Source organism: Rubrilithobacter danxiaensis (assembly GCF_047272945.1).
Classification (GTDB): domain Bacteria; phylum Bacteroidota; class Bacteroidia; order Sphingobacteriales; family Sphingobacteriaceae; genus Rubrolithibacter; species Rubrolithibacter danxiaensis.
Genome location: NZ_JBKOPS010000021.1, coordinates 1 through 16611, shown reverse-complemented (window position 1 = coordinate 16611; position 16611 = coordinate 1). Strand labels below are relative to the sequence as shown.

General features: G+C 35.6%; 21 protein-coding genes and 1 tRNA gene. 14 read left to right on the top strand and 8 right to left on the bottom strand.

Going from position 1 to position 16611, the window contains the following annotated elements:
* The first annotated feature begins 212 nt into the window (after positions 1-212).
* Positions 213-815: a CDP-alcohol phosphatidyltransferase family protein gene (locus tag ACLCDL_RS17580; protein WP_423149726.1), complete on the top strand. Its 603-nt coding sequence runs from the start codon at positions 213-215 to the stop codon at positions 813-815.
* Between the two features lies 1 nt (position 816).
* Here ACLCDL_RS17580 and ACLCDL_RS17575 read toward each other — a convergent pair whose 3' ends face one another.
* Complete coding sequence (locus ACLCDL_RS17575) at positions 817-1074, bottom strand: hypothetical protein (RefSeq protein WP_423149725.1); 258 nt, start codon at positions 1072-1074, stop codon at positions 817-819.
* A gap of 287 nt (positions 1075-1361) precedes the next feature.
* Between ACLCDL_RS17575 and ACLCDL_RS17570 the strand changes: the two genes are divergently transcribed.
* The 4 genes from ACLCDL_RS17570 (at position 1362) to ACLCDL_RS17555 (ending at position 3329) form a co-directional block, all read left to right on the top strand.
* Positions 1362-1832, top strand: a complete 471-nt coding sequence (locus tag ACLCDL_RS17570) for a thermonuclease family protein (protein ID WP_423149724.1) — start codon at positions 1362-1364, stop codon at positions 1830-1832.
* Between the two features lie 348 nt (positions 1833-2180).
* Positions 2181-2426 (top strand): hypothetical protein, encoded by a 246-nt coding sequence (locus ACLCDL_RS17565; RefSeq protein ID WP_423149723.1) that lies wholly within the window; start codon positions 2181-2183, stop codon positions 2424-2426.
* 212 nt (positions 2427-2638) lie between these two features.
* Complete coding sequence (locus ACLCDL_RS17560) at positions 2639-2881, top strand: hypothetical protein (protein ID WP_423149722.1); 243 nt, start codon at positions 2639-2641, stop codon at positions 2879-2881.
* A gap of 10 nt (positions 2882-2891) precedes the next feature.
* Positions 2892-3329 (top strand): hypothetical protein, encoded by a 438-nt coding sequence (locus ACLCDL_RS17555; protein WP_423149721.1) that lies wholly within the window; start codon positions 2892-2894, stop codon positions 3327-3329.
* 308 nt (positions 3330-3637) lie between these two features.
* On the opposite strand, the gene ACLCDL_RS17550 is transcribed toward ACLCDL_RS17555, so the two are convergent.
* From ACLCDL_RS17550 to ACLCDL_RS17535, 4 genes are all read right to left on the bottom strand, one after another.
* A complete protein-coding gene (locus tag ACLCDL_RS17550; RefSeq protein ID WP_423149720.1) occupies positions 3638-5455 on the bottom strand; it encodes a hypothetical protein in 1818 nt (605 codons plus the stop codon).
* 74 nt (positions 5456-5529) lie between these two features.
* Complete coding sequence (locus ACLCDL_RS17545) at positions 5530-5937, bottom strand: hypothetical protein (protein WP_423149719.1); 408 nt, start codon at positions 5935-5937, stop codon at positions 5530-5532.
* A gap of 255 nt (positions 5938-6192) precedes the next feature.
* Complete coding sequence (locus tag ACLCDL_RS17540) at positions 6193-7269, bottom strand: hypothetical protein (RefSeq protein ID WP_423149718.1); 1077 nt, start codon at positions 7267-7269, stop codon at positions 6193-6195.
* 73 nt (positions 7270-7342) lie between these two features.
* Positions 7343-8500 carry a tyrosine-type recombinase/integrase gene (locus ACLCDL_RS17535; protein WP_423149717.1) on the bottom strand — a complete coding sequence of 386 codons (1158 nt, stop codon included), beginning with the start codon at positions 8498-8500 and terminating at the stop codon, positions 7343-7345.
* Between the two features lie 59 nt (positions 8501-8559).
* On the opposite strand from ACLCDL_RS17535, the gene ACLCDL_RS17530 reads away from it, so the two are divergent.
* The 3 genes from ACLCDL_RS17530 to ACLCDL_RS17520 all read left to right on the top strand — a co-directional run bounded on the left by ACLCDL_RS17530 (position 8560) and on the right by ACLCDL_RS17520 (position 9987).
* A tRNA-Lys gene (locus ACLCDL_RS17530) sits at positions 8560-8626 on the top strand.
* Between the two features lie 136 nt (positions 8627-8762).
* The gene (locus ACLCDL_RS17525) at positions 8763-9464 is read left to right on the top strand and encodes an MFS transporter (protein WP_423149716.1); all 702 of its coding nucleotides are present in this window, start codon (positions 8763-8765) and stop codon (positions 9462-9464) included.
* Positions 9465-9528: 64 nt separating this feature from the next.
* Positions 9529-9987, top strand: a complete 459-nt coding sequence (locus ACLCDL_RS17520; RefSeq protein WP_423149715.1) for an MFS transporter — start codon at positions 9529-9531, stop codon at positions 9985-9987.
* A gap of 114 nt (positions 9988-10101) precedes the next feature.
* Here ACLCDL_RS17520 and ACLCDL_RS17515 read toward each other — a convergent pair whose 3' ends face one another.
* On the bottom strand, positions 10102-10503 hold the full coding sequence (locus tag ACLCDL_RS17515; protein ID WP_423149714.1) for a response regulator: 402 nt from the start codon (positions 10501-10503) through the stop codon (positions 10102-10104).
* A gap of 168 nt (positions 10504-10671) precedes the next feature.
* On the opposite strand from ACLCDL_RS17515, the gene ACLCDL_RS17510 reads away from it, so the two are divergent.
* Both ACLCDL_RS17510 and ACLCDL_RS17505 read left to right on the top strand, forming a co-directional pair.
* Positions 10672-11025 carry a response regulator gene (locus ACLCDL_RS17510; RefSeq protein WP_423149713.1) on the top strand — a complete coding sequence of 118 codons (354 nt, stop codon included), beginning with the start codon at positions 10672-10674 and terminating at the stop codon, positions 11023-11025.
* A gap of 229 nt (positions 11026-11254) precedes the next feature.
* Positions 11255-11836, top strand: coding sequence for a hypothetical protein (locus tag ACLCDL_RS17505; protein ID WP_423149712.1), 582 nt, complete (start codon positions 11255-11257; stop codon positions 11834-11836).
* 2 nt (positions 11837-11838) lie between these two features.
* Here the strand turns inward: ACLCDL_RS17505 and ACLCDL_RS17500 are convergent, their stop codons facing one another.
* Positions 11839-13467 carry an ABC-F family ATP-binding cassette domain-containing protein gene (locus tag ACLCDL_RS17500; protein WP_423149711.1) on the bottom strand — a complete coding sequence of 543 codons (1629 nt, stop codon included), beginning with the start codon at positions 13465-13467 and terminating at the stop codon, positions 11839-11841.
* A gap of 94 nt (positions 13468-13561) precedes the next feature.
* Between ACLCDL_RS17500 and ACLCDL_RS17495 the strand changes: the two genes are divergently transcribed.
* Complete coding sequence (locus tag ACLCDL_RS17495; protein ID WP_423149710.1) at positions 13562-14113, top strand: hypothetical protein; 552 nt, start codon at positions 13562-13564, stop codon at positions 14111-14113.
* 25 nt (positions 14114-14138) lie between these two features.
* Here ACLCDL_RS17495 and ACLCDL_RS17490 read toward each other — a convergent pair whose 3' ends face one another.
* A complete protein-coding gene (locus ACLCDL_RS17490) occupies positions 14139-15023 on the bottom strand; it encodes a polysaccharide deacetylase family protein (protein ID WP_423149709.1) in 885 nt (294 codons plus the stop codon).
* A gap of 171 nt (positions 15024-15194) precedes the next feature.
* On the opposite strand from ACLCDL_RS17490, the gene ACLCDL_RS17485 reads away from it, so the two are divergent.
* The 3 genes from ACLCDL_RS17485 (at position 15195) to ACLCDL_RS17475 (ending at position 16475) form a co-directional block, all read left to right on the top strand.
* Entirely contained in the window at positions 15195-15557 is a 363-nt protein-coding gene (locus ACLCDL_RS17485; RefSeq protein ID WP_423149708.1) for a SpoIIAA family protein, read from the top strand.
* An 18-nt stretch (positions 15558-15575) separates the two neighbouring features.
* Complete coding sequence (locus tag ACLCDL_RS17480; protein ID WP_423149707.1) at positions 15576-16061, top strand: DUF4126 family protein; 486 nt, start codon at positions 15576-15578, stop codon at positions 16059-16061.
* 99 nt (positions 16062-16160) lie between these two features.
* Positions 16161-16475: a YtxH domain-containing protein gene (locus tag ACLCDL_RS17475; protein ID WP_423149706.1), complete on the top strand. Its 315-nt coding sequence runs from the start codon at positions 16161-16163 to the stop codon at positions 16473-16475.
* The last annotated feature ends 136 nt before the right edge of the window (positions 16476-16611 follow it).

Here is a 16611-nt window from a genome sequence, read left to right as displayed (position 1 = left end):
AGAATCCTTTGGCCTATATACCTGGTATATATCATAAGCCTTTCTGAAACACTTAACTTGTTCATATTACAATCTAAACAGCAAATATAATGCTAAAAATATTAGTAAATCATTTCATGTTTATAACTTTTCAGTAAGAGGGTTAAGGATACATACTTAGCTTAGTAACGTATTTGGACCTTTCCACTTTATAACTATCTTAGTCCTATACAATGAAGAGTATTCCATTAGCCTTAATTTACTTACGACTTCTTATAGGAGTTATTCTTATAATCTTTAGTCTTGAAGGAATAAATTATTATGAGATTATTGTAGTAATCCTTGTCTCTATAGGTCTGGTGTCAGATATCTTTGATGGCATTATTGCCAGACACCTAAACGTTTCGAGTAAGAAGCTTAGACGGCTTGATTCAACAGTGGATCAAATATTTTGGTGCTTAGTAGTTATTTCTACTTTTATTCATTCTCCTGACTTCTTTAATAAGAATTATATCCAACTCATTGCACTTATTGGAATAGAGGCTTTAACATATCTTGTGAGCTTTGCAAAATTCAGGAAGGAAGTAGCAACACATGCTATAGCTTCAAAGATTTGGACGTTAACTCTATTTGCTACCTTGTTACAACTTATATATATGGGAGATTCCCATATATTATTTCAAATCTGCTTTTACATAGGTATTATAACAAGACTTGAAATCCTTACTATTCTCCTGTTACTACGAAGTTGGACGAACGACGTTCCATCTGTATATCATGCTGTGCGGTTAAGACAGGGAAAAACTATACAGAGAAATAAGCTATTTAATGGTTGATCTACTTACTATTTCGAAATAGCTCTTCAATCTTCTTTCCTACGAGTTGAACCAATTCAACATTAGATTTTAAATTCTTTTCTATAGCTTCGTTGTCTAAAATAGCCCTGTACCGTCTTTCTTCATCTGGTTCAAAGAATACTCCAACACCGTCTATATCCACATGAAATCTATAAGAGTAGCCATAGCTTACTAATTTAGCTTCAAACCCTCTTTCTTCTCCTTTATAGTTAGCTTTTAAAGTAAATGTTTCTTCCATTATTAATGTGCTAATACTTCATCCAGCTTGGCTCCCACAACATGCAATAAACCCTTACTCAATTGAAAATTACTATTGTGATTGTGCCATGTATTTGAACTTATATCCTTGTAGAGTAAGTAAGTTGTATTATACATTACTAACTTAACCTCTATTTTATCATTAACTTTATCAGAACTTTCAATTGCCATTGTATAAATCCTATTCTCAAAGTCTATCTTATAAATTCTCATGGCTCTAAATTAGAAATTCATTTTCTTCTGATAAGTTTCTTTTATATTAGATGAATGAAATACGCTCTTGTTTTACTTTTCCTTTTCATTACTACTATCTCTATTGCAGAGGACACCCTTACTGGTAAGGTTGTTAAAGTTGCTGATGGAGATACTATAACCATTCTTATTCAAGATAACACTCAAGTCCGGGTTAGACTTCATGGTATTGATTGTCCTGAAAAGAAGCAAGATTTTGGAACAAAGGCTAAGCAATTTACCTCTGATCTTTGCTTTAGTAAAACTGTTAAAGTAGAGGTTACTGATGTAGATCGTTATGGTAGATCTATTGGCATTGTAATACTCCCTGATGGTAAGATTTTAAATAAGGAGCTGTTAAAAGCAGGGTTAGCCTGGCACTATAAGTACTTTGATAAATCTAAAGAGTTAGCAGATTTAGAGCTTGTAGCAAGAAATAAGAAGATTGGTATTTGGAGTATGAGCAATGCAATAGCTCCCTGGGAATTTAGAAGAAATAGCAAATAACTATAATGAATATAACCTACTTACTCATATGGGGTGTATTGGTTGCTGTAATAATTTACGTTTATAGAAAAAGGAGAAATAAAGGCGAACAATGATTCTTTTAACCGGTGGATTAAGCCTTTCGTTATTTGTTTCCTTTGCAATAGGATGTATTTGCTCATTAATTCTATTTATAGTTCTCCACTTAAAAGCCAGGAGAAGTACCTTTTATAGAGACGAATACATTCCATCTAATCTCTTCAAGAAAAGTTATATATACATGCTGTTCTTATTAGTAAATACATTTTTTTGTTACCTCGCATGTGTTACAGTAACTTTAATAAGTACGTTCATATTTGGCTTGTTTAAATGACGTTATACGAATTCATTTCTCTCAATACCGCAGACAAAGCAAATGCTGTTTGGAATGGAACTTTTATAGGTAACAGAGAAGATACTGCTTTTAAATACCAATTGTACTGTATAGACGAGTTCTTTGTAGAAGTAAAGTATGATGCTGAAGAAAATAAGATAGTGGGGTTTAAACCTTTTAAGTCTCGAAAACTAATAGACGTATATCTTAATAACATATCCATATCAGATATGTATAAATGACAAAACCTGAATAATAGTAATTCTATCCTGATTACGTTAGCTTTTAAAAAATAAGGTTAGAAGCAGACCACTTAGCATCCTATTTGTTTTGAGCTGATTTTTTAGAAGCTGAACATTTTAAGTGTACTTGGCTATTACAACAGTAAAGAAGCTTAATAGGAGTATTTAGCGATTTTTTTGTAACTTTAAGTTAATAACTTAAATAAATAATTATGAAAAAGCTCGTATTACTATTAATTACAGGTTTAAGCCTTCTCGTTTCTCCATCAATCGCTTTGAATAACCCTGTTAAATCTGAATTATCTGTTAAGAAAGATGTTACTGTTTACGTCACAAAAACTGGCTCAAAGTACCACAGAGATGGCTGTCGTTACTTAAGCAAAAGCAAGATTAGCATATCTAAGAAAGAAGCAATTAAAGACGGATATGAGCCTTGTAAAGTTTGTAAACCATAAAAGAGGTAATATGAATACTGGAGATATACTTATACTTCTTGTAACAATCATAGCTCTAATATGGACGATTTACAATAATGCAAGGGAAGTTTCAATGTTAAGAAAACAAATGGAGTTAACATTTTATACAGATTATACTAAGAGATATCAAGAAATCATATTGAACTTTCCTGAAAATATCAATGAATGCGACTTTGACTTCAAGAAATTGGATAGAATTATCTATAATAAAACTATGAGGTATATGAGAGCATATTTTGATTTATGTAGCGAGGAATATGATCTTGCAAAAAAGGGGTTAATCGGACAGGAAACATGGAAGGATTGGGAAGAAGGAATAGCGTTTGCTCTAAAGAAACCTGCCTTTAAACAAGCTTGGTTAAAAGTTGAAAGTGATACAGTTTATTATAAGGATTTTGGTAAGTGGGTAAGAGATAATCTTAGTTAGAACCTCTCTGTTTCGGTTAAAATCAAAAATCCCTTACTAATCAGTAAGGGATTTGCTCAACACGTAACCAAGTATATGATAGACCTTCTTAGAAGGGATTGTTTTTACCCTTCTTTTACAAGTTATATGCCAACTGCTTTAGCTTTTAAAGAATGTATAAGGATTTGCACAGCAATGTGTAGAGGTAATAGGGTAGCTTTTAAAATAAAAAAGAGACATCTGAATAGATATCTCTTTAATAAAGTTTTAATCCAAGGAATTTAACGACCCCTTTAAAAGTCTATTTTTCGATATTCTTGGATTATCTATCAATCTATCTGCGTAGAATTGATTGGACTTTTCAACATATAAGCTTTAACATTATTTTCAGATGTCCGGTGACCATTAAAATATCTTAGGATATGTGAAGCCGCAACCTTGAAATTAACCTTATACTGCGTGTAAATCTCTGCCAGTACGTTGGAGACTTGTGATTCTTGATAAACTTCACCGCTCTCAAATTTTAAATGAATTTCTGATACCATCGCTGGATTATGTATCATCTTTTCCTTTAAGGCTTTCTTTACTGCAGCTTTAACAGCTGTTTTGTTAAATTCAAGTTCTACCAAGCCTTTATACCCCAATAATTCATAAGCTTCATAAATTTCCTTATATTTCTCCTTCAACTTATTAATTTCAGTTTGAGGGTCATAAAATAAAAAGGTTCCTTCAGGAACTGGAGTATTATACTTTTGCAAGAGAGTTGACACCGCTTCTATAAGTAAAGTTTTGTTTTTTGCATTCATTAACCGCATATTATCTTCATCACTGACAGTTGATCGATGTTGAGTGAGGTAAATATCAAAATGTGAAGAAGCATCATAAGCATTTACTAAATTAATACTAGCTTGGTAATATCCCTTCACTCGCTCTTCACTCACGAAATTATCTACCATGAATGGGTCTAACTCCTCCTGGTCGTCAATGTATTTAAGCATTTCAACATTCGCTATCGCTTGCTTATAAGTGGCAACTTCACCTTCGTTTTGAGATGTTTTAATCTTAACTGAAATATCTGAATAAGCAGAATAGCCACCGTTTAAATATTCTCTGGCTCCGTTTTCACTCTTACTTGACAGATTACTATTGAAATTTGTAATATGTGTAACTTCGCCAATGCCATTTCTAAACCTTCCGCAGATTTGTACTGATTCCGTTATTGGGTCTAAAATGGAATGTTTAGCCAGGTAAACATCTGTTATCATTACTACATCGGGTTTGTAGTCCAGATCAATATCTAAAGAAGAAAAGAAACGTCCTGTGAAGAAATTGAATTTATCGAACAGATCTAAATCAGAATATGCTTCTTCAAACCCTAAAAGGCTTAACTTCTTTACGCTGTCTTCTGCACAAAATACTTTACTCTCTACTTCTATATTAAGCAATTTAATAATAGCATGAATAGTATCTGTAGAGTTTAGAAAGATAAAAAGTGGGTTAGTTCTGGGTTTACTCAATACTTCGGCCACCGTGGCTATGATATTGTTTGTATTAATGATGGCAATAGGTTTCCTGTAGTCAAATGTGGGCTTGACTGTTAAAACTGAAAATCCTTGAGTATAAAGCTGCTTATGTGATGGAATCAACACGGTAGCAGAGATCATAGCCTTTTTATCGAATAGAAAGAAATCTTTAATTGGAGCAGTAATTTTACCTCTGTAATCCACATCAGTTACCAACTTATCACATTCGTCTAGCAGTAAGAAGAAGTCATTATATAATTTGTAATGGTGGTTTGCTTCTAGTACTGGTTTTACCTTATCAATATATCCTTCTGGAGTACAAAGTATTTTCTTAGGAGTAACCGGGGATTTAAGGTAAGCATCCACTTCGGACTTATCTACTCCTTTATATACTCCAAGAATGTTAGGGTGCTTCTTTAATTTGCCTTTTATCGCTGGTACGTTAGGAAGAACACATATGCTATCACGTTTATAAAGGATCTCCCATGTAGTTGCTCCTAACCCAGGTAAGGTTTTATTGACAATAGTATTAGATGGAATTCCAATAGTTTTAAATGGTTCTATATCTGATAAATACTGATTTATTGCAATATCTATCACTACTTCTGTAAGTCTCTTTTGCATAAAATGAAGATTATAATGTAGTGTATAAAAAGAAAGATGCCAGGAGTTACCCTGGCACCACAAATTAGAGTTAGTTAAGGTTTTCTTGCTTCTTCAACTAATTCATCAAGTGTGAAATCGATTTTGATTAATCCATCTTGATAATCTTCCAAAACTTTTCTCCATGGACCATTAAGGACTAACTTTGTTCCATCATTGGATTGTGATGATCGAAGGAAGATAATATATTTATAAGGTATTGAGCCCTCATCTATTCGTTCTGTGGACGTATTTATTATTTTACACCCTGCTTTTGCTAATAAGCAGAACTTAGCTACCTGTGCCACATCTGGATCTCTTGAGTTTTCTCCCCAAGTTAGAAAGCTGTGTTTTTCATCGTACCCATCCTTGCCAAAGAAATTTTGGGCGTTTATAACTCTTAAATTTTGTTTTGGAGATTTGTTGAAATCCTCCTTTTTGTTCTTTTGAAATGGATTTTCCATTCTTTTAATATTAATGATTTAATGCCGTTTCTGGGTGGCACATTAACCCAAACCATACAACTAATAAAGTTTTTTATGCTGTAGCTACTTTACTCAGTTGCGTTGGAATGGTGCAAAGGAGGATTGGGGATTATTTGATAAGCAGTAACGATAAAAATAAATGAGAGAAGGAAGATAACTATCTTATAATGAAGTAGAATAATTTTAAATTGTGTAAATTTCTAATATCTTTTGAAAACTAAAAATCCCCAACTGCTAGTGGTTTTCCAATGGAAAGATTATATGAGCGTTTTTCATAATCAGCCTTACAGACTCTTTTGTTATTCCGTTTTGAATATAAAAGTTTCGTAACTCACTGTAAGAAGTAGGTAATACTGATACTTTAGGTAGCTCATAGGCTTTGAATAATGCAAAGTATTCCCAGAGGAAGTCAGCTATATCAGTCTTCGTTTTCAGAACCCTATTCTCGCTTATATAATCAGTAATTACAATACCCAATTTACTTAGTGGCCTAACATTACTGATCTTATGCTTTTTATAGGGCTTATACCTCTTCCTAAGTTCTTCTTCTACACTGATCTCTTCATCTTGAAATAGGTTATAGAATTCCTCATCTCCTTTTTTAAGCTCTTTCATCATAGTATTAACAGTATATTTTAAAAGCTGATAATGTATGGAAAAAGGAAAGTCTAATGTCTGTATAGTTTCTCCCAAAGTATTTTTTATTACTGTACTACTAAGTAAGGATAGTCGCATTTCTTTTGGAACATAAGCCTCATGTTTTCCTATAGTAATTCTTAAATACTTTACTATATCATCTGAATGCTTTTTATCAGGTACATAAACTATAAGGTCCTCCATCTCCATTGAATCAACTAGATGGTTCTTTGCAAAGAATAACTCTTTCGTATATGGATCATGAACTGCTGTATAGTCATTCTTCTTTGACATTCTCTTAATGTCGTTAATACCCTGAATGTATAGATCAGATAGGAAGTTGGCATAATCCTTCATTCTATTACTATTATTACGTTCTATACTTTGCTGTTCCGTATCCTGATCAAAAAATAAAATGAAGTATAGCAGAGAGGGCTTATGTTTATAATCAATAGATTTTCTAGCTAACAGATTGTTAAAGGCTTTATGGAAATTCTGGATTTGATCAACAGAAGTAAATTGCGTTCCAAACCTACCAGCGAAATTAAAGGGTTCTAAATCTTCCCAGCTATCTCCATCTAGACTCACGTTATCTATGAGTCTGTGGGAGTGAGTCCAAATTAAGAACTCTTTACTTAATTGAATTTGGAAGGCATAGTGTTGATTCTCTTGCATACTGATACTTAATATTATTAAACAGCTAAAATAGCAACAGCGAAGTAAATAGTTACTCCGCTGCTGAGCGAAGTTACAATTCTGGAAGTGAGTCTTTCAGATATTCTTGATTAACTTCTCCAAGTCCTCGCAGATACTTCATTGTTACTATCATATCACTATGCCCTAAAAGCTCTCGAAGTAAGTGAATATCCTTAGTCTTTTTATAAACATTAACTGCTGCAGTATGACGAAATGAATAGGGGGTCTGATTAACTTGAACTAAACCTTTTTTTAACATTTTGTGCCACATTCGTTTCCATGCTGTACTAAAGTAGTACTCATTAAAAACTTGAGTTGTCAGGGTAAAAAGATTTACATTCGGACTTATATTTTTAAATCTCTCAAGCAACACCTTTCTAACGTAGTCTGGTATGAATACTACCCGCACCTTTCCACCCTTATTTTCATCACCAGAAAGATGTATTTCTGTAAAGTCCTTTTTGAAATGAAAGCCAAAAAGCTTTCTTACCTCTTCATGAGGTCTTAAGAAGCATCCATAGGTGAGTAAACAACAGAGATAAAGATTATAATGATTTTCTTTAAGAAACTGTAAGATTGGTTTGATTTGATCCTTTTCATATATTTTATGTAGTCTAGCCTTACTTCTCCGTGTTTCTGATTCATGTACAATTATTAATTTTTCTCCAATTTCTTTTCCTGCTGCTGAAAAAAGTACTCCTAAATGCCTTCTTTGAGTCATATAATAGGTACCTGATGTATTAAATTGGGATAAAAATTCTTCTATTCTTGATGTGGAAATGCACCGAATACTTTCATTTAATTCATCCTCGGTTAAGAACTTAATAAAGCTTTTATGGACGCTCTTTAGATTTCGCTTATATGATTTACTAAGATTGCTTTCAATTTTCTTGCGAAGTGCCTTTTCTAATATTTGACTGCTTGTAAGAATTACCTTGTCAGTGAGTGCAATCACTTTCTCTTTTTTAAGGGTAAATGTTTTTTTGGTGGTAGGGTATAAGTTTGCTTCTAAAGCTTTACGAAGTTCAAATTCCAATTTTCTTAAAAGCTGACCTCTCTCTTCTAAACTTTTCGCTCTGTTTGGGTAGATATCTAGACCAATATTTCTACCATTGAATTCCCTTATTCGCTCTTCGTTTAAATAAAAAATTACATAACTTCGTTTTTTTAAATCATTTGTCGCAACAATTCTAGGTTCAGTATAAATCATAAAGTGACACGTTTAGTGACACGTTTTTCTTTATAATACCTAAAAACGGCCTTCTAGTTGGAGCTCAGTTGGTAGAGCAACAGACTCTTAATCTGTGGGTCCTGAGTTCGAGCCTCAGCGGGGTCACTTGATGGGACAAAGTTAAAGACAGCTTTTGTCCCATTTTTTTTGCTTAATCCAATATTGTCAATAGACAAGGTGATTTTTGTTAAGCTGGGTTGAAGTTTATCACAAGTAGGATTTACATATTATTATCTTACCCATGAAAATTAAATCAAAGGAGTTTATTGCCTTATCAGCCTGCACCATGATGCTAACAGCTCTTGGAATTGACATTATGCTTCCGGTATTTGGAGAGTTGCGGCTTTATTTTGGATTAAAGCCTGAATCTACAGCCACAGCAAATATCGTCGGGTTTTTCTTTATCGGCCAGATTGCCCAGCTCGTCTTTGGCTTGTTGTCCGACCGTTTTGGCAGGCTTCGAATTTTATGGACCGGTTTTCCACTTTATATCATAGGTGGTATAGCTGCAGCCTTTGCGCCAAGTCTGAATATCATGTATGCAGCCAGATTTGTGGCCGGTATGGGAGCGTCGGCTGTATTTTCAACAACAGTTGCCAGTGTTCGCGACCGCTTTGTTGGAGACCAAATGGCGCATATCATGTCACTTATTTTCACCATTTTCCTTTTTACGCCCGTTGTTGCACCCTTTTTAGGCGCCGGTATCCTTTCAATTTCTTCCTGGCGAATGGTGTTTCTTACACCGCCCTTGTTTGCTGTACTGATTTTTTTTTGGTCACTGAGGCTGGAAGAATCTCTTCCGAGAGAAAAACGTGTGCTAATCAATTGGATGAATATACGGCAGTCGATTTTTAAGATTATGACCAATCTTACCTTCCTTCGGTATACCGGTATAACTACAGTTCTCTTTGCAGCATTTAGTTCTTACATAGGCCAGTTCTGAACGGATAATCAGTGAAATTTATGGCAGGCCGCAACTATTTGTATGGATTTTTGGAGGTACGGGTTTGCTTATGGCGCTAAGCACTTTTGTAAATTCCTATTTTTCTTCCCGCTTCGGCGCACTACGAACTATCAGATGGCTGCTCATAATTTATACCGTTACGAGCGCACTGTTATTGCTTTTTACAGCTTTGTACGGTGATCCTCCGAAGATGCCGGTATTCTTCATTGCTATTGCGTTTATATCAGCGATCAATCTTGCAATTGAACCCAATAGCAGTGCTTTGGCAATGGAACCTTTGGGAGATGTGGCAGGTGTTGCTTCAGCTGTTTATGGAACTGCCTTCTTCTTTATAGGTGCATCTCTTGGATCGGTTATTAGTCTTTTAATGGTAAACGGAGTTTTTCCATTGGTGCTGAGCTTTTTTGTTATCGGGCTTATCGCTTTACTACTTGTATTTGGTGATCGTAGGTCTCAACTTAAAAGTTTATCAGTAAAGGAGGATTCTAGTATCAGAAAATAAGGAAATTACACGATTAATCTGAATCGGCCGAAATCAATTCTTAGAAGGTATTTACCTTTGAATAATTAGTAAGAAATTGGATGAGAATTAGAACTCTATTAGTCAGTGCAACACTTATACGCTATTCTTTATTTTTAAAAGCACTTCAGGTGTTAAGGGTTTCTGAATAAACATTTGAACAAAACCGCTCGCATTTGCCAATTTTATATCTTCCGGATCCATAGATGAGGATACTATTATAATCTTGAATCCACCACGTAAAACCCCTGAAAAGTTAAGAATCTCATCAATCAGGTCAAATCCGTTCATTTCAGGCATATTAATGTCTATAAACAGGAGATCCGGAATGTTCTTCAGTGATTTAAAGCATCGTTTCAGATACTGCAGCGCAGTTACCGGGTTTTCCATAACGATTATTTCTTTAGCTAAGCGGCAACTTCTGATTATTTCCGTGTTTATGCGATTGTCAGCTAAACTATCATCAATAAGTAAGGCAGATCTGTAACGATATTCCACTTTATTAAGTTGAGTTAAAGGGTACGATAAAATATCCCGGAGGTTACAATAAATTAGCGTTTGATAAAAGTAGTGGAAAAATGTCTTCCTGCCAATTTAAAATTTGCTACATAATTGTATATTTAGACTTTATTTATTAGTAAATATTTTCTCCTAATAATATAGTCATTGAAAACTATTATAGTTATTGAAGATGATGCTGCTATTTTGGATATAGTGAACCAAATTTTGCAAAGTGAAGGTTATCATGTAGTTGTGTCTCATCATAAAAATCTCATTGCCGATATTGAAAAAGCACAATCTTGTATTCTGCTGCTTGATGAATGGATGGCAGTTAAAAAAGGCAGCGAACTTATTAAAGAACTTAAGCAAAACCCGGCTACCAAAAATGTCCCCGTCATTCTGTTTTCTGCTATAAATAATCTGGAACAGGTAGCAAAGCGTTGCGGAGCCGATGCGTATTTAAAGAAGCCCTTCGATATTGATGAGCTTATTAATGTGGTAAAAAGCTTTTCTTCATAGCTTTTACAATACTTTACCGAAACTACTATTCCTTTCAGTTAATATTTCATAAAAGGAGTAAAAACAATTTCTTCTGATTAATGTTTCTCATATATCTGCCTGTATAAAGAGAACTATTTACTGAACATCTGCCGGTGTACCTATTTTAATTTAAGGAGAGTTACCTGCTTTTTTGTATTGTATCATCTTAACGGCGCAGCATCTGCCATGAAAAATTGTACATCGTTATATGAAAAACCTGTTTTTGACGCTGATGGCATTAATCCCTTTTTATGCTGATTGTCAAACAATATCAATTAATTCTTTTTTGGGTGTAAACTTCGGCCTGTGTCGTGAGGAAGCGGTAGAAATACTTAAAAAGGAATTTGCTTATTTCTCTTTTAACGAGCAACAGGAAATGCTGCTCCTTTACGACTGGAAGTTTATGGGAAAAACCTGCAAATCCGTTTGTTTAAAATTTACAGACGACAGGTTTTACGAGGGAAGCGCTGAATTTGCAAGTACAGATATTGTCGGGGATTTCAATATGCTGAAGCTGAAACTGGTTTCAAATTATGGCTATGGACAGGATCGTTGCTGGTTTGAACCTCCGTATTATTTAGGTGACGGAAGAGAACTTACAGCAGTACAAACCGGTAACGGGAAGCTTTTCCATTACTGGAGTACACAGAAGTCCTTGAAGAATGGTGATTTTATTGTACTCGAATCAACGGCAAATGGAACGTTGCGAATTACATTCCAAAATCATTTTCTTGCTTCCTTAGCATCAGAAAAGTATAAGCAGCTGACAAGTAATACCAGCGATTATTGATTTTACGCGATTGAATACAGTTCTTCACGTTGCTTTTTTACAGCTTCACTGTTAATGTATTCGTCGTAGCTCATCAGCTTATCAATAACACCTCCCGGTGTCAATTCTATAATTCTGTTGGCTACCGTTTGCGTAAGTTCATGGTCACGGGAAGTAAAAAGAATCGTTCCTTTGAAATCGTTCATCCCATTATTTAAAGCGGTGATTGATTCGAGGTCAAGGTGATTGGTTGGTTCGTCAAACAAAAGCACGTTTGCCTGCTGCAGCATCATCCTTGAGAACATACAGCGCATTTTTTCACCACCGGAAAGTACAGAACATTTTTTCAGAACTTCTTCCCCCGAAAATAGCATTCTTCCCAGGAAACTCCGGATAAACTGCTCGTCTTTATCTCCTTCAGAATATTCCCGTAACCAGTCAATCAGGTTCAGGTCTTTACCTTCAAAATATTCGGTATTATCATTAGGAATAAAAGCAGTGCTGATAGTAACACCCCATTTAAAAGATCCGGTAAAATCCTTGTCCTTTTCAGTAAGTATATTATAGAACGCTGTTGTTGCCAGGCTGTTTTCAGATAAAATTGCAATCTTGTCACCTTTATTTACCAGGATATCCACATCAGAAAACAGAAGTTCTCCGCCAGATTCTTTTCTTAATTTTTCTATTTGCAGGATCTGATCTCCAGCTTCCCGGCCCTGGTTATTGAACATAATGGCCGGATATTTACGATTGGATGGTTTAATTTCATCCAGGTTGATCTTTTCCAGTGCCTTTTTCCGGCTGGTAGCCTGTTTTGATTTGGAAGCATTTGCACTGAAGCGGCGAATAAATTCCTGTAATTCTTTTACCTTATCTTCCAGCTTTTTATTTTGATCAGAACGTTGACGCAGAGCAAGTTGGCTTGATTCATACCAGAACGTATAGTTCCCGGTAAAGATGGTCATTTTGCCAAAATCGATATCTACAATATGCGTACAGACGGTGTCAAGGAAGTGGCGGTCGTGAGATACTACCAGGACTATTGCTTCGTAACCGGCGAGAAAGTCTTCCAGCCATGCTATTGTAGTAATGTCGAGATCGTTGGTAGGCTCATCCAGCAGCAGAATATCCGGATTTCCAAATAAGGCCTGAGCTAATAAAACTCGTACTTTCTGGTTCCCGTCAAGCTCTTTTAATAATTTGTAGTGTAAATCTTCGGTGATGCCCAGGTTGCTTAACAAGGTTGCAGCGTTATTTTCAGCATTCCATCCATCCATTTCGGCAAAAATGGTTTCAAGCTCTCCGGCACGCTCGCCATCTTTTTCGGTAAAATCTTCTTTGGCGTACAAGGCATCTTTTTCCTTCATCACATTGTACAATTCTCTATGCCCTATCAAAACAGTTTCTATAACAGGAAATTCATCAAATTCATAGTGATTCTGTTTCAAAACGGCCATACGCTCTCCGGGAGTGAAGCTGACAGAACCGGTTGTAGGGTCTACTTCTCCTGAAAGTATTTTCATAAAAGTAGATTTTCCTGCCCCGTTTGCACCGATAATGCCATAACAGTTACCGGGTGTAAACTTTAAGTTAACATCTTCAAAAAGAGTGCGTTTGCCGTAGCGTAAAGATAGATTTGATACCGTAATCATGCTCTTGGAAATGAGGTGCAAAGGTACAGATTTAACAGCTTTATTTAAAGGATAAACAGTTGTTTCTTATTATTGGCTGAATTATTTTTATTCTATGACAAAAGATGCACTTGAAGAGGAGATTTCTAAAACGCTCACTAAAGAAAAAGTAAAGATATTATCAGAGCTGGCCGGAAAATCGAAAGATTCCACCCCTAGTTTAATTGAAATTACTTTTGATGAAAAGACAGAAATCGCTTTCAGGGCAGCCTGGATACTTGAAGAAGTTGCGGTAAAGTATTATGCACTCTTTCTTCCCAACATCAGACTCTTTCTGCAGGTGTATCCTGAACAGAAAAATCACAGCTGCCAGCGGCACTATACAAAAATCCTGCTTTTGCTAATTAAAAGGAATGAGAGTGTGATACTGGATGAATATGCTGAATCGCTTATTGAAACAAGTTTTGAATGGCTTATTGATTCGGAAACTCCGGTAGCCGTTGCTGTAAACTGCTTTGACATTCTATTCTATTTTAATAAAAAAAATCTCTGGATAGGAGAGGAACTTGCAGCTCAGATAGAATTTTTGATGAAAGATGGTTCTGCGGCTTTGCAAAGCAGGGGCAAAAAGGTACTTAATAAAATCAGGAATACTGATACTGTTTAGACCCCTGATTTTACTTCTTTTCTTTTTAGAAACTGTTAACGATGCTGTTTCTTAGTGTTTTTGGACTCCAGTAGCCACTCGCTATGATGCGGCGGATAGAAAATAAAGGATCTATAGAATCTCTTTTTTCTGCCAGCTGAAACGCAGCAATAAAGCCACGTTTTTTTAGTTCAGGAATTCCTTTTGTATTCCATAAACCAAAAGGATATGCAAAGTATTTTATAGGTTTACCGGTTATTTCTTCTAATTTTTTGGTCGGTTTTTCAATTTGCGTTACCCAATCTTCGCCTTCGTATTTTTTAAAGTTATGATGATCCCAGGTATGGCTGCCAATTACATGGCCATTATCTGATAAAGCTTTGATTTGCTCTTTCGTCATGTAATTCGGTCTTCCTATCGAAACCGTCATGATGAAGAATACTCCTTTAAATCCGTATTTCTTCATTTCGGGGGCGGCAATAGTGTACTGGTCCAGATCTGTGTCATCAAACGTCAACATAATTGGCTTTTCAGGAAGTGCTGCCCCTGTATTCAGATAATTATAAAGCTGATCCGGTAAAATAGTATGATAACCGCTGTCCGCAAGCATTTTCATTTGTGCTTTGAAATCATTTATCTGAACAATATAATCTTTAGCGACTTTAGAATCCTTCGGTCTCCAATCACGGATTTGATGGTAACACAAAATAGGAACCTGAGGACGAGCAAGTATGGTTGCAGCATCCGCTACTTTTTTGGTAGTTTCTATTGGTTCTATTGGTGTGCTCTCTGCTGAGGCTGTTTTAATTGCTGTGGTACTGTCGGTTTTAGCAATTGAAGCAGAATTCTCCCGGGTGTCAGCATTAGACTGGCACGCGGAAATAAATACGGCTGAACTTAAAAAAAAGGCGAAAGTAAATTGTTTAATCATTCTTTTTCGGGATGTTGTATAAGTAATTGTGGCTACGAAAATAAGGGATTAAGGTTCTTCTTTTTTAAAAAATAAAAATTGATTTCAGGGGATATTTATTTGCTTTTTTATTAATCACTTTCCAACTTTTTGTCCTGTTTCATGTTTGAACTATATTAAAACTAAAACACGATGGTAGAACTATTAGCTGATTTGCCTTCCACACTGGTAGGTTTTAGAGCAAGTGGTGAAGTAACAGCAGAAGATTACAAGAACATAGTTTTTCCCGCCGTAGATGCGGTGGCAGAAAGTACAGGGAAAATAAATTTTTTACTACTGTTAGATACAGACATACAGAATTATACCGCAGGAGCTGGATTAAACGATATATTGGTAGGATTTAAACATTTTAACAAATGGCATAAAATAGCCATCGTATCCGACCAGGAAGGACTAAATAAATTGACGAACGGGATAAGCGGTTTTATCCCGGGAGAGGCACGTGGTTTTTCAAAAAGCCAGTTGGAAGAGGCTAAGAACTGGCTGTTATCCTGATATTACTTATATAAGCATATGAAATCATTATCCTCAGAAAGAGTATGGCAAACCATTGGGTTTGGATTAATTGCAGGCATGCGCAGCCTGTCTGCGCCAGCTTTGATCAGTCATTATTTAAGCAATAAAATTTCATATCGCTTAAACCGGTCGCCACTTCGTTTTATAAAAAAGCCTTTAATAAATAAGGGGCTGAAAGTATTAGCGGTATCTGAAATGGTTGGCGATAAACTGCCTGCTATGCCTGATAGAATCTCGGGTGGGGTTTTAGCTGGGAGGGCTGTATCAGGCGCTATAACCGGGGCTGTTATCTATAAATCTTCCGGAGGAAAAATTACTAACGGCGCACTGCTTGGTTGTGCAACAGCTATTGTGGCAACTTATGCAACTTTTTATTTAAGAAAGAAAATGAAGGCAGGCTCCGGTCTGCCGGATTCTTTACTTGGATTGGCAGAAGATGTTATTGCAATAGGAGGGGGAATAGGATTACTAAAAAGCCGGTAAAATCAGTAAGTAGCTGTTTAAATCTTCAGATAATAAAAACCATCACTTCTTATTCTTGTTGGATTTACAGAAGCGTATTGACAATTAAAAAATAGCGTTATGAACAACAAGAATTCAAAATTAGTACCCCTGGCTCTTGCAGGGCTTGCAGCCGGTGGAGCAATATGGTATTTATTCGGAACTGAGCAAGGAAAATCTTTAGTGAATAATCTGGCAGAATCTGCTAAAGATATTGGAAACAAGGTAACTGACAGATGGAGCGATCTTTCAAACAAAGCGAGCGATATGGCAAGTAACCTTTCTAACAAGGCAAGCGACCTGGCAAATAATGTTACCAACAGGGCTAGTGATATGGCAAACAATGCCGCTAACAGAGCCAATGATGTAGCAAGCAACGCCGGTGCTAATCTGTAGCTCAAAGAAATAAATAAAAAAGCCGCCCGATTTTTTTTACAGTGCCCCCAAAAAGTTAGACACTTTCTGGGGGCATTTTTATGATAAAGAAAAAGAAGCACAGTTTTGAATTTAAGCTGTACTGTGTAAAGGCAAT